The organism is Streptomyces sp. NPDC102490 (assembly GCF_044765285.1).
Lineage (GTDB): Bacteria > Actinomycetota > Actinomycetes > Streptomycetales > Streptomycetaceae > Streptomyces.
This window is the reverse complement of record NZ_JBIWJU010000009.1, coordinates 195,224-208,266: the sequence shown is the minus strand read 5'-3', so window position 1 is coordinate 208,266 and position 13,043 is coordinate 195,224. Positions and strand designations below refer to the sequence as shown.

Here is a 13,043-nt window from a genome sequence, read left to right as displayed (position 1 = left end):
GGACGCATGGGGACGACCTGGCGGAGCCGCGGGCTGTGGGCCGCGGCGCCACTGGCGCTGGCGCTGCTGGCGGCCGGCTGTGTCGGCACGTCGGACGCGCCGTCGCCGGGGCCGTCCGGGTCGTCCGCGTCCTCCGCCCCGTCCGGTGGGCCGCCCGCGGCCCGGGTGTGCGCGAAACCCGCGGCCGGACCGGCGAAGGCACCGGCCGGTGCGGTGGCCGTCGATCCGGCGGTCGTCGGCGACCTGGCTGCCAAGACCCGCACCAGCCCCGCGCACACCACCTTCTGGCTGCGGCCCGGCAGGCACCGGCTCGAAGCGGACCGGTACGCGCAGGTCGTCCCCAAGGAAGGCAACCGCTACCTCGGCGCCCCGGGCGCGGTGCTCGACGGGCGGGAGACCAACCGGTACGCGTTCGGCGGCAGCGCGCGCGACGTCACCATCAGCCACCTCACCGTGCGGGGCTTCGCCGCGCCGCACGACGAGGGCGTGGTCAACCACGACTCGGCCGACGGGTGGGTGATCGAGCACGCCACGGTCCGGGACAACTCCGGCGCCGGGCTGATGGCCGGCGACCGCCAGGAGGTCCGCGCCAGTTGCCTGCGCGACAACGGCCAGTACGGCCTGAACGCGTACAAGGGCGACGGCACCATCAACGACCTGGTGATCGAGGGCAACGAGATCACGGGCAACAACACCGGCGACTGGGAGCGCAAGCGGCCGGGCTGCGGCTGCACCGGCGGCGTCAAGTTCTGGGCCGTCCAGGGCGCCGACATACGCGGCAACTGGGTGCACCACAACCGCGGGACCGGCCTGTGGGCGGACACCAACAACAACGACTTCCTCATCGAGGACAACGTGCTGGAGGGCAACGACGGTGCCGCGCTGATCTACGAGACCAGCTACAACGCGGTCGTGCGGGGGAACACGATCCGGCGCAACAACTGGGTCGAGGGCCGGGAGAACACCGACGGCGGCGACACCTTCCCGTTCGCCACCGTCTACATCTCCGAGTCCGGCGGAGAACCGCGGGTCGCGGCCCGCACCGACAAGATCGAGATCTACCGGAACGTCCTGGAGGACAACTGGTCCGGCATCACCCTGTGGGAGAACGCCGACCGGTTCTGCAACAGTCCGGCCAACACCTCCTCCGGCGACTGCACGCTGCTGGTGAAGGACATCGGGCGCTGCGCGCGCCCGGCGATCGCCAAGGCGCCGCTGTACGCCGACTGCCGCTGGAAGACCCAGCGGGTGGACGTCCACGACAACCGCTTCGTCCTGGACAAGACCGTCGTGGAGTGCACGTCGAACTGCGACCGCATGGCGCTGCTGGCCAACTACGGCACCTATCCGGACTGGTCTCCGTACCAGGGCGAGCGGGTGGCCGAGGCCGTCACCCACCGGCAGCGCAACCGCTGGCACGACAACGTCTACGTCGGACCGTGGACGTTCGTCGCCCACGACCCGAGCCGGGTCCTCGACTTCGGACAGTGGCAGGGCGCGCCCTACCGGCAGGACGCGGGCAGCACCCTGCGTACTCGGGACGGTGGTTGAGATGGACGCGGAGCGCACGCCGAAGCTGGTCGGGACGGTCTGGGGGCTGCTGGTCCTCAACACGCTGGGCTCCGCGGGGGCGGAGACCGTCGTCCCGCTCCCCCGGTCGCTCATCCAGATGGTCACCATGGGCGCGCTGGTCGCCGCGTTCTCGCTGGCGCTCGCGCTCAATCTCCGGCTGCGGGTGCGCGCCAGTGCCTTCCTGTTCCTGCTCTCCCTGCTGCTGGTGCCGAGCCTGATCTCCAGCGCGGACCTCCAGTCCGGGCTCGGCGCGCTGTTCCGCTGCGCCCGGATGGCGCTCTTCGTCGGCACCCTGTGGCTGCTCAGCCGCTGGTGGGACGGCGGCCCGACGTTCGTCCGGCACCACATCCGGATGTACTTCGCCGTCCTGTGCTCGGTGGCCGCCGGCGCGCTCGTCTCGCCGGGCGCGGCCATGCCCGACCTCTACGGCGGTCGGCTGGTCGGCGCGTTGTGGCCGCTCACCCCGCCGCAGATCGGACAGTACGCCGCAGTGATCATCGGGCTGGCCGTGCTGCTCGTCCTGGGCCACCGCACCGACCGGCGCAGCGCGGCGCTGGTCGTCGTGCCCTCGCTCGTCCTGCTCCTGCTCACCCATACCCGTACGGCCACCCTCGGCCTGCTCGTCGGTCTGACGCTCGCGATCGCCTCGCTGACCCTGACCAGTGCGGCGGCCCGCCGGTTCTTCTCCTGGGCGGTGCTGTGCGCCGCGGTGGCCGCCGTGGTGTTCGCCTCGGCGCTCCAGTCGTGGTTCCTGCGCGGGCAGAGCGAGGAGAACTTCAGCAATCTCACCGGCCGGGCCAAGGTCTGGGACGCCCTGCTGGCGGCGCCCCGGACGACCGGGGAGAAGGTCTTCGGGACGGGCCTGGGCGACAAGTCCTTCGACGGGCTGCCGATCGACAACAGCTGGCTGGCCGTCTACCACGAGCAGGGCCTGATCGGGGTCGCCCTGGTGGCGGCGGTCTTCGTCGCGCTGGGCGGCGTCGCGCTGCTGCGGCCGCCGTCACTGGCCAGGGCCTGCGCGATCTTCCTGATCAGCTACTGCGCCCTCGCGTCGTACACCGAGGCGGGTCTCGGCGACGCCTCGCCGTACCTGCTGCACCTCGCCGTGGCCGCCTCCCTGCTGGCGCAGCCCGCCCCGGCCGCGCCCCCGCCGGCGCCCGACCCCCCTCGACGACGCGTCCCGCGCTGGGCGCGGACCTCGGAGGTGATCTGAGCATGCACGTACTCGTGGTGCACAACCGGTACAACTCGGCCCAGCCGAGCGGCGAGAACAACGTCGTCGACCAGGAGGTGGCGCTGCTGCGCGCGGCCGGCCACCGGGTCGGGGTGTTCGAGCGGCGCAGCGACGACATCGCCGCCCGGTCACTGCCCGGAAAGGCCGCGCTGCCGCTCCTCGTGCCGTGGAACCCGGCGGTCCGCCGGGAGCTGGCCGCCCGGCTGCGCGCCGAGCGGCCGGACGTGGTGCACGTCCACAACGTCTTCCCGCTCCTGTCCCCGGCGGTGCTGGCCGCCTGCGCCGACGCCGGGGTGCCCGCCGTCGCCACGCTGCACAACTACACGCAGGTCTGTCCGCCCGGCACGCTCCAGCGCGAGGGGCGGCCCTGCACCGAGTGCGTCGGGTCGACGCCGCTGCCCGCCGTGCGGCACGGCTGCTACCGCGGCTCCCGCCTGGCGACGGTCCCGCTCGCGGTCAGCCTGGCGGCCAACCGGCGGCGCTGGTGGTCCGGTGTGGAGCGGTTCTTCTGCATCTCCGCGGCACAGCGCGAGGTGCTGGTGCGGTCCGGGATGCCGGCCGGGCGGCTGTCGGTGAAGCACAACTTCGTGCCCGAGCCGGAGGAGCGCCGCGCGGGTACCGGCGAGCACCTGCTGTATCTGGGGCGGCTCGCCGAGGCCAAGGGCGTGCGGCTGCTCATGGCCGCCTGGGACGAGGTCGCCGCGGCCGGCGGGGTGGGTGTCCCGCTCGTCATCGCCGGCACGGGACCGCTGGAGGGCGAGGTGACCGCCTGGGCGGCCGGGCGGGACGACGTGCGGTACGTCGGTCTGTACGACCCGGAGCAGTGCAGGCGGGCGCTGGCGCGGTCGGTGGCCGTGGTGGCTCCCTCGACCTGGCTGGAGGCGTTCGGCCTGGTGGTCGTGGAGGCGATGGCGGCGGGGGTCCCGGCCGTCGCCGCCGGACACGGCGCCTTCGTGGAACTCGTCGAGGACCGGGTGACCGGGCTGCTGCACCGGCCGGGCGAGCCCGCGTCGCTCGCGGCGTGCCTGCGCCGGATCACGGCGGAGCCGGACCGGAACCAGGAGATGGGCCGGGCGGCCCGGCGCCGTTACGAGCAGGGGTTCAGCCCGGCCGTCGGGCTGGAGCGCCTGCTGGAGGGGTACCGCACCGCGATCGCGGGGCGGTCGGCACAGGCTCGTGGCGGGGACACCCGCGCGGGCAGGGGGGATGGGGGCAAGTAGATGACACGATGCCGACTCTGCGGTTCGGCGGCGATGGAGAGCGTCGTCGATCTCGGAGCGACTCCGCCGTGCGAGAGCTTCCTCGCCGCGGACCAACTGGACCGGCCGGAGCCGGCGTACCCGCTGCACCTGCGGGTCTGCACCGACTGCTGGCTGGCGCAGATCCCCGCGCTGATCACGCCGGAGGAGACGTTCACGCAGTACGCGTACTTCTCCTCCTACTCGACCTCCTGGGTGGAGCACGCGCGGACCTTCGTGACCGGCGCCGTGGAGCGGCTGGGCCTCGGCCCGGACGCCTTCGTGGTCGAGGTCGCGAGCAACGACGGGTATCTGCTGCGGCACCTGGTGGACCGCGGGATCCGCTGCCTCGGCGTGGAGCCGTCGGTGAACGTCGGTGCCGCGGCGCGGGAGGCGGGCGTGCCCACGCTCACGGAGTTCCTGAGCCCGGACACCGGCGCGGCCGTCCGCGCCGAGCACGGCCCGGCGGACCTGGTCGTGGCCAACAACGTGTACGCGCACATCCCGGACGTCATCGGCTTCACCCAGGGGCTGCGCGCCCTGGTCGCCGACGACGGCTGGGTCTCGATCGAGGTGCAGCACCTGCTGACGCTGATCGAGGAGAACCAGTACGACACGATCTACCACGAGCACTTCCAGTACTACACGGTCGCGTCCGCGATCCGGGCGCTGGCCAGTGGTGGACTGGCCCTCGTGGACGTCGAGTTGCTGCCCACGCACGGCGGTTCCATCCGGCTGTGGGCCCGGCCGGCCGAGGTGGCCGGCGAGCCGAGCCGGCGGGTGGCGGAGGTGCTGGACCGGGAGAAGGCGGCCGGGCTGCGGGAGCTGTCCGGGTACACCGAGTTCTCCGCCCGGGTGGCCAAGGTGCGCCGGGACCTGCTGCGGTTCCTGATCGAGGCCGCCGAGCGCGGCGAGACGGTGGTCGGCTACGGGGCCCCCGGCAAGGGCAACACCCTGCTCAACCACTGCGGTATCCGGCCCGACCTGCTCGCCTACACGGTCGACCGCAACCCCTACAAGCACGGCAGGTTCACCCCGGGCACCCGCATCCCGATCCTGCCGCCCGAGCGGATCGCCGCCGACCGGCCGGACTACGTCCTCGTCCTACCGTGGAACCTGCGGGCCGAGCTGGCCGAGCAGCTCTCGTTCGTGCACGAGTGGGGCGGCCGGCTGGTGTTTCCCATCCCGGAACTGAGCATCGTCGAGGCCGCGTCCCGAGAGGTCACAGCATGAAGGTCGTACTGTTCTGCGGCGGTTACGGGATGCGGATGCGCGAGGGCGCGTCCGACGACGTGCCCAAGCCGATGGCGATGGTCGGGCCCCGGCCGCTGATCTGGCACGTGATGCGCTACTACGCGCACTTCGGGCACAAGGAGTTCATCCTGTGCCTCGGCTACGGGGCCCACCACATCAAGGAGTTCTTCCTCAACTACGAGGAGACGACGTCCAACGACTTCGTGCTGCGGGGCGGGCGGACCGAGCTGCTGTCCGCCGACATAGCCGACTGGACGATCACGTTCGCGCAGACCGGCATCGAGTCGCCCATCGGGGAGCGGCTGCGCCGGGTGCGGCACCATCTGGACGGGGACGAGATGTTCCTCGCCAACTACGCGGACGTGCTCACCGACGCGCTCCTGCCGCAGATGATCGACGCCTTCGCACGGCGGGACGCCGGGGCGTCGATGATGGTGGTGCCGCCGCAGTCCTCGTTCCACTGCGTGGACCTGGGCGAGGACGGTCTGGTGGGCGGCATCACGCCCGTGAGCGACCTGCCGCTGTGGGAGAACGGCGGCTACTTCGTGCTCCGCCAGGAGGTCTTCGACCACATCCCGGAGGGCGGTGACCTGGTGGCCGACGGGTGCACGCAACTGGCCAAGCGCGGACGGCTGGTGGCGCACCAGCATCGCGGCTTCTGGAAGCCGACGGACACCGTGAAGGAGCGGGCGGCGCTCGATACCGCCTACGCCCGGGGCGAGCGTCCGTGGGCCGTGTGGGAGCGGGACGGTGCCGGTGGGCGTGCCGGGGTGAGGTCCGCGTGATCCGGCTCGGCGCCGGACGCGCGGACCGGATCGTCGCGGTGGGCGCGCACTGCGACGACATCGCCATCGGCGCCGGCGGCACCCTGCTGACGCTGTGCCTGGCGCGGCCGGGCGTGCGCGTCGACGCGCTGGTGCTGTCCGGCGGTGGCGGTGAACGGGAGCAGGAGGAGCGGGCCGCGCTCGCCGCCTTCTGCCCGGGCGCCGATCTGCGGCTGACGGTGCTCAAGCTGCCGGACGGCCGGATGCCGGCCCACTGGGAGGAGGCCAAGACCGCCGTCGAGGAGCTGCGGGAGCGGACCGAACCGGATCTCGTGCTGGCCCCGCGCACCGACGACGCGCACCAGGACCACCGCGGCCTGGCGAAGCTGATGACCACCGCGTTCCGCGACCACCTCGTGCTGCGGTACGAGATCGTCAAGTGGGACGGCGACCTGGGCCGCCCGACGGCGTACCAGCCCTTGACGCCGGAGGTCGCCGAAGAGAAGGTGCGGCTGTTGCAGGAGCACTACCCCTCGCAGCGGCACCGCCCCTGGTACGACCGGGAGGCCTTCCTGGGCCTCGCCCGGATCCGCGGCATCGAATGCCACGCCCGCTACGCGGAAGCGTTCGACGTCGCCAAACTCACTCTCAACCTGGGGGGTTGAACCTTGCGCGTACTGCTCACCGGACACCAGGGCTACCTGGGCACCGTGATGGCACCCGTCCTCACGGCCGCCGGACACGAGGTCGTCGGGCTGGACGCCGGCCTGTTCGCCGACTGCGTCCTGGGACCGGCACCCGCCGACCCCCCGGGACGGCGGGTGGACCTGCGCGACCTCACGGCCGAGCACGTGGCCGGGGTGGACGCCGTGATCCACCTGGCCGCGCTCTCCAACGACCCGCTGGGATCGCTGGCACCCGAGCTGACCTACGACATCAACCACCACGCGTCGGTGCGGCTGGCCCGGCTGGCCCGCGACGCCGGGGTGCAGCGCTTCCTGTACGCCTCGACGTGCTCGGTCTACGGCGCCGCGGGCGGCGGCGACCTGGTGACCGAGGACGCCCCGCTGCGCCCGGTGACGCCGTACGCGGAGTCCAAGGTGCGGGTGGAGGACGATCTGCACGCGCTGTCCGACGGCGACTTCAGCCCGGTGTACATGCGCAACGCCACCGCCTTCGGCTACTCGCCCCGGCTGCGCGCGGACATCGTGCTGAACAACCTGGTGGGTCACGCGCTGCTGTCCGGCGAGGTGCTCGTACTCTCCGACGGCACCCCGTGGCGCCCCCTGGTGCACGCCGCCGACATCGCGCGGGCCTTCACCGCCGCCCTGGAGGCGCCCCGGGAGGCGGTGCACGACCGGGCGTTCAACATCGGCAGCGAGGTCAACAACGTCACGGTCGCCGAGATCGCCGAGGAGGTGGCCGCGGCGGTGGCCGGCTCGAAGGTGGTGATCACCGGGGAGACGGGGGCCGACCCGCGCTCGTACCGGGTGGACTTCTCCCGGTTCCGGGCCGCGATCCCCGGCTTCGACTGCGAGTGGACGGTGAAGCAGGGCGCGCTCGAACTCGCCGACGCCTACCGCGAGCACGGGCTGACCCGGGAGGACTTCGAGCGGCGCTTCACCCGCCTCGCCGTGCTGCGCGCGGCCTCCGAGACCGGCGCCGTCGACGACACCCTGCGGTGGCGCCGATGACCGAGCCGGGAGAGGAGATGTACGCCCTGGTGGAGCGGATGTACCCGCTGTGCCGGAGCATCACCGGCGACGGGGTGCGCGCCACCCTGCGGATCGTCGACGAGTACATCCCTCTGCACGTGCACGAGGTGCCGACCGGGACGCAGGTGCTCGACTGGACGGTGCCGCAGGAGTGGAACATCCGGGAGGCGTACGTCGCCGACGCCGCCGGCCGCCGGGTCGTCGACTTCGCCGCCTCCAGCCTCCACGTGCTCGGATACAGCGTCCCGGTGTCGGCGACCATGCCGCTGGCCGAGCTGCGCCCGCACCTGCACACCCTGCCGGAGCAGCCGTCCTGGGTGCCGTACCGCACGAGTTACTACCGGCCGGAGTGGGGCTTCTGCCTGGCCCAGGAGACACTCGACGCACTGCCGGAGGGCGACTACGAGGTCCGCATCGACTCCACCCTGGCGGACGGCCACCTCACCTACGCCGAGCACGTGGTCCCCGGACAGGTGCCCGACGAGGTGATCGTCTCCTGCCACACGTGCCACCCGTCGCTGGCCAACGACAACCTGGCCGGCATCGCGGTGGCGACGTTCCTGGCCCGGGAGCTGGCGGAGCAAAACCCCTACTACACCTACCGGTTCATCTTCGCGCCCGGCACCATCGGGGCGATCACCTGGCTGGCCCGCAACCGGGAGCGGGTGGAGCGGGTCAAGCACGGCCTGGTGCTGGCCTGCGCGGGCGACCCGGGGCAGCTGACGTACAAGCAGAGCAGGCGGGGTGACGCGGAGATCGACCGGGTGCTGCGGCATGTGCTGACCGCGTCCGAACGCCCGCACCGCGTCACCGAGTTCACGCCGTACGGCTACGACGAGCGGCAGTACTGCTCGCCTGGGTTCGACCTCGGCGTGGGCTCGCTCACCCGGACCCCGTACGCGGGCTACCCGGAGTACCACACGTCGGCGGACAACCTGGACTTCGTCTCCCCGGCGGCGATGGCGGACACGCTCGCCGTGTGCCGCGAGGCGTTCGCCGTCCTGGACCGCAACCGGCGGTACGTCAACCTCAGTCCCTACGGGGAGCCGCAGTTGGGGCGGCGCGGGCTGTACGACTCGCTGGGCGGCCGCAGCGACGCGAAGCAGGCCCAGATGGCCATGCTCTGGGTGCTCAGCCTCGCCGACGGCGAGCACGGTCTGCTGGACGTGGCCGACCGGTCGGGGCTGCCGTTCGCCACCGTCGCCGCGGCGGCCGACGCCCTGCACGGCGCCGGACTGATCAAGGCATGACGCCGATGGCCGTCGAAGGGGAGAAGACGACGACACCGGCGGGGGCCGCCCGGCGGGGCGTCGTCGGCAGGCTGTCCTGGGGGCTGGCCGACCAGGCGGCCTCCAGCCTGTCCAACTTCGTGGTGGGCATCTACGTGGCACGCTCGCTCGGACTGACCGCGTTCGGGGTGTTCAGCCTGGCCTGGGTCACCTACGGCGTGGTCCTCAACGTCTCGCGCGGGCTGGCCACCGACCCGCTCGTGGTGCGCTTCAGCGGTGTGCCGGAGCCGTCCTGGCGCGGGGCGGTGGCCCGGGCGTCGGGGGCCGCGCTCCTGGTGGCCACCGGTATCGGCGCCGTGTCCGTGGCCGCCGGGCTGGGCATCGGCGGCCAGGTGGGGGCCGCGTTCGCCGCGCTCGGCGTCGTGCTGCCGGGGCTGCTGCTCCAGGACGCCTGGCGTTACTCGTTCTTCGCCGCCGGCGTCGGCCGCAAGGCGTTCGTCAACGACGTGGTGTGGGCCGTCGCGCTCGTCCCGGCCATGGTGGTGGCCGCCCGGGTGGGCACGGTGCCGGCCTTCCTGCTCGCCTGGGGCGGGTCCGCCGCGGTGGCGGCGGTGTACGGCTGCTTCCAGTCCGGCATCCGGCCCCGGCCCACCGGAGCGCGCGAGTGGCACCGCGACCACCGCGACCTCGGCTACCGGTACCTGGTCGAGAACGTCGGCGTCAGCGGTGCGGGCCAGATACGGGCCTACGGGCTCGGCGCGATCGTCGGTGTCGGCGCGGTGGGCGTGCTCCGCGGCGCGGAGCTGCTGCTCGGGCCGTTCCTCGCGGTGCTGATGGGGCTGTCGCTGGTCACCGTGGCGGAGTCGGCGCGGGTGCTGCGGCAGGCCCCTCAGCGGCTCGGGAAGTTCTGCTTCCTGCTCGGCGCCGGGCAGACCGTCGCCGCGCTGGCGTGGGGCGCGGCGCTGCTGCTGGTGCCGGACCGGCTCGGCGAGTTCGTCCTCGGCGACGTCTGGAGCGGGGCCTCGGAGCTGATCGTGCCGGTCACGCTCAGCGTCGCGGGCGCCGGGCTCGGCACCGGCGCGGCGGCCGGGCTGCGGGCGCTCGCCGCGGCCCGGCGCAGTCTGCGCTGCCAGTTGTTCGCCTCCGCCTGCTATGTCACCGGCGGGCTCGCGGGCGCGGTCGCGGGCGGCACGGTCGGTTCGGCCTGGGGCGCCGCCGCCGCGTCCGCCTGCGGCTCGGCCGTGTGGTGGCTGCAACTGCGGGCCGCCCTGCGCGAGCGCCACGACCATCCCCTCCCCGAAGTGAGGAACACATGACCCCCCACCCCCGGCTGAGCATCGGCCTGCCCGTCTACAACGGCGAGGAATACCTCGCCGAGGCGCTGGACGCCCTGCTCGGCCAGACCTACGAGGACTTCGAACTGGTGATATCCGACAACGCGTCGACCGACGGCACCCAGGACATCTGCCGCCGGTACGCCGCGCGGGACTCCCGCATCCGGTACCTCCGGCTGCCCCGGAACATCGGTGCCGCCCCGAACCACAACTACGTGTTCACCGAGTGCCGCGGCGAGCTGTTCAAGTGGGCCTCGCACGACGACCTGTACGCCCGGGACCTGCTGCGCAGCTGCGTCGAGGCACTGGACGAGCGTCCGGAGGTGGTTCTCGCGCACAGCGGCCAGGCGGTCATCGACGGCGACGGCAAGGTGAAGGTCCCCTACGAGTACGGGCTCGCCACCGACTCCCCGCGTGCTCCGGAGCGGTTCCGCAGCCTGCTGTTCGAGCCCGGGGGCGACGACTTCTACGGGGTGATGCGGGCCTCCGTGCTGCGCCGGGTGAAGCCGCACGACAGCTACCACCACGCCGACCGCACCTTCGTCGCCGAGATCACCCTGCACGGTCCCTTCCACCAGGTGCCGGAGCTGCTGTACTTCCGCCGCGACCACCCCACCCGGGCAGAACGGGCGAACCCCTCCAAACGCGCCCGGTGCGTCAACCTGGACCCGCGCCGGGCGGGCCCGCTGCATCCGACGCCGCGGCTGCTCGCCGAGTACGTCTGGGGCTTCGCCTCGGCGATCGGGCGGGCACCGCTGTCCTCGGCCGACCGGCGCGCGTGCCACCGTCATCTGGCCGCGTGGCTGACCAGCCGGGTCCGGCCGGGCGCCGGCGAGCGGGTCGAGGACCGCGCCCCCGTCGACCCGGACCGGCTCACGGTCTCCGTCGACGACCTGGTCGCCGGCCGCGAGGGAGGGCGGGCATGACCTCCGTAAGCGAAAAGCCTTTACACGTCGGCGTGTTCGGCCTGTTCGGCGTCGGCAACAGCGGCAACGACGGGTCGCTGGAGGCAGTGCTCGACCACCTCAGGGCCGCCCGTCCCGACGCGGTCCTGGACGCGATGTGCGGCGGGCCCGAGATCGTCGCCACCCGGTACGGGATTCCCGCGACGCGGCTGAACTGGTACCGCGGGGAGTACCGGACCGCCTCCCGGGTCGGCGCGATCGCGGCCAAGGCGCTGGGCAAACTCGTCGACGTCGTCCGGACCGCCGCCTGGGTGCGCCGGCACGACGCGGTGGTCGTGCCGGGCACCGGCGTGCTGGAGACCACGCTGCCGCTCAGGCCGTGGGGCTTCCCGTACTCGCTGTTCCTGCTCTGTCTGACGGGCCGGCTGCTCGGCACCCGCGTCGCGCTGGTCAGCGTCGGCGCCGGTCCGATCGGCGATCGGCCGACCCGGGTGCTGACCCGCTGGTCGACGCGGCTGGCCGCGTACCGGTCGTACCGGGACGGCCAGTCGCGCGACGCCATGCGGGCGATGGGCGTGAACACCGCGCGGGACGAGGTCTACGCGGACCTCGTGTTCGCCCTGCCGGCGCCGTCGGCGAGCGAGCCCGCGGACACCCGGGGCCCGGTGTGCGTCGGCATCATGGACTTCCACGGGAGCAACGACGAACGCGACCGGGCCGAGGAGATCCACCGGCGCTACCTCGACGGGACGACGCGGTTCGTGCGCGCGCTGGTCGACGAGGGCAGGCCGGTCCGGCTGCTCACCGGCGACGAACTCGACCGGCCGGTGGCCGCCGCGATCGTCGACGCGGTGGGCTCGCCGCTGGTCACCGTCGCCGAGGCGGCCTCGCTGGCCGACCTGATGAAGGAGACCGCGAGCGCCGACAGCGTGGTGGCGACCCGCTACCACAACCTGGTGTGCGCCCTGAAGGTCGGTACGCCGACCCTCGCGCTCAGCTACTCGGCGAAGAGCGACGTGCTCATGGCCGAGATGGGGATGGGCGCGTACTGCCATTCGGCCCGCGAGGCCGACGCCGACCGGCTGCTGGAGCAGTTCCGCGAGCTGGAGCGGCGGTCGGCCGAGGTGCGGCAGGCCCTCTTCGAGCGGAACCTGGTCGTCGCCCGGCGCGTCGAGCAGCAGTTCGCCGCCCTGGCCGCGGCCCTGTTCCCCGCGGCCGGTCCCACCCACGCCCCTCGGGAGGCACCATGAAGGCGACCGAAGTGCCGGAGATCGCCGGCGCGTACCTGTTCGAGCCGACGCCGCACGCCGACGAACGCGGCTTCTTCTGCCGCACCTTCGACGCCGACGTGGTCCGCTCGGTGGGCCTCGACCCGGCCGCCTTCGTCCAGGACAGCGTCTCGCGCTCGGTCCGGGGCGTGCTGCGCGGCCTGCACCTGCGCTCCGGCGCGGGCGAGGCCAAGCTGGTGCGGTGCTCGTACGGGAGGATCTTCGACGTCGTCGTGGATCTGCGGGCGGACTCGCCGACGTACCTGGGCCGGGCCTACTTCGAGCTGTCCGGCGAGACGCAGGCGACCGTGTACGTCCCGGCGGGGTGCGCGCACGGCTTCCAGTCGCTGACGGAGACCTCCGACGTGTCGTACCGGATCGACCGCCCGCACGATCCGGCCGAGGACGTGACCATCGCCTTCGACGACCCGGAGCTGGCCGTCCCCTGGCCGCTGCCGGTCACCTCGACCTCCGCGCGGGACCGGCAGGCGCCGAGCCTCGCCGAGGTCCTGAAGCACCTGGAAGGGTGA

Annotated in this window: 12 protein-coding genes; all 12 read left to right on the top strand. The window is 73.0% G+C overall.

The features are described 5' to 3' along the window. The first annotated feature begins 6 nt into the window (after positions 1-6). Genes ACIRGB_RS22275 through ACIRGB_RS22220 form a run of 12 tightly spaced genes read left to right on the top strand, consistent with a single transcriptional unit; the run spans position 7 to position 13,043 of the window. The gene (locus ACIRGB_RS22275; RefSeq protein ID WP_403867735.1) at positions 7-1,551 is read left to right on the top strand and encodes a right-handed parallel beta-helix repeat-containing protein; all 1,545 of its coding nucleotides are present in this window, start codon (positions 7-9) and stop codon (positions 1,549-1,551) included. A 1-nt stretch (position 1,552) separates the two neighbouring features. After that, positions 1,553-2,785: an O-antigen ligase domain-containing protein gene (locus ACIRGB_RS22270; RefSeq protein ID WP_403867732.1), complete on the top strand. Its 1,233-nt coding sequence runs from the start codon at positions 1,553-1,555 to the stop codon at positions 2,783-2,785. 2 nt (positions 2,786-2,787) lie between these two features. Further along, a complete protein-coding gene (locus ACIRGB_RS22265) occupies positions 2,788-4,026 on the top strand; it encodes a glycosyltransferase (RefSeq protein ID WP_403867729.1) in 1,239 nt (412 codons plus the stop codon). After that, on the top strand, positions 4,027-5,277 hold the full coding sequence (locus ACIRGB_RS22260; protein WP_403867726.1) for a class I SAM-dependent methyltransferase: 1,251 nt from the start codon (positions 4,027-4,029) through the stop codon (positions 5,275-5,277). It begins immediately after the preceding gene. After that, positions 5,274-6,083, top strand: coding sequence for a glucose-1-phosphate cytidylyltransferase (locus ACIRGB_RS22255; RefSeq protein WP_403867723.1), 810 nt, complete (start codon positions 5,274-5,276; stop codon positions 6,081-6,083). The genes ACIRGB_RS22260 and ACIRGB_RS22255 overlap by 4 nt, the downstream gene beginning before the upstream one ends. After that, positions 6,080-6,727, top strand: a complete 648-nt coding sequence (locus tag ACIRGB_RS22250; protein WP_403867720.1) for a PIG-L deacetylase family protein — start codon at positions 6,080-6,082, stop codon at positions 6,725-6,727. Before ACIRGB_RS22255 ends, ACIRGB_RS22250 begins: the two co-directional genes overlap by 4 nt. Before the next feature lie 3 nt (positions 6,728-6,730). Further along, the gene (locus ACIRGB_RS22245; RefSeq protein ID WP_403867717.1) at positions 6,731-7,756 is read left to right on the top strand and encodes an NAD-dependent epimerase/dehydratase family protein; all 1,026 of its coding nucleotides are present in this window, start codon (positions 6,731-6,733) and stop codon (positions 7,754-7,756) included. After that, a complete protein-coding gene (locus ACIRGB_RS22240) occupies positions 7,744-9,027 on the top strand; it encodes a DUF4910 domain-containing protein (RefSeq protein WP_403867714.1) in 1,284 nt (427 codons plus the stop codon). The genes ACIRGB_RS22245 and ACIRGB_RS22240 overlap by 13 nt, the downstream gene beginning before the upstream one ends. Before the next feature lie 5 nt (positions 9,028-9,032). Continuing rightward, complete coding sequence (locus ACIRGB_RS22235; RefSeq protein WP_403867711.1) at positions 9,033-10,322, top strand: hypothetical protein; 1,290 nt, start codon at positions 9,033-9,035, stop codon at positions 10,320-10,322. Then, positions 10,319-11,266 (top strand): glycosyltransferase family 2 protein, encoded by a 948-nt coding sequence (locus tag ACIRGB_RS22230; RefSeq protein WP_403867708.1) that lies wholly within the window; start codon positions 10,319-10,321, stop codon positions 11,264-11,266. The genes ACIRGB_RS22235 and ACIRGB_RS22230 overlap by 4 nt, the downstream gene beginning before the upstream one ends. Beyond that, complete coding sequence (locus tag ACIRGB_RS22225) at positions 11,263-12,495, top strand: polysaccharide pyruvyl transferase family protein (protein WP_403867705.1); 1,233 nt, start codon at positions 11,263-11,265, stop codon at positions 12,493-12,495. Before ACIRGB_RS22230 ends, ACIRGB_RS22225 begins: the two co-directional genes overlap by 4 nt. Continuing rightward, complete coding sequence (locus ACIRGB_RS22220; RefSeq protein WP_403867702.1) at positions 12,492-13,043, top strand: dTDP-4-dehydrorhamnose 3,5-epimerase family protein; 552 nt, start codon at positions 12,492-12,494, stop codon at positions 13,041-13,043. The genes ACIRGB_RS22225 and ACIRGB_RS22220 overlap by 4 nt, the downstream gene beginning before the upstream one ends.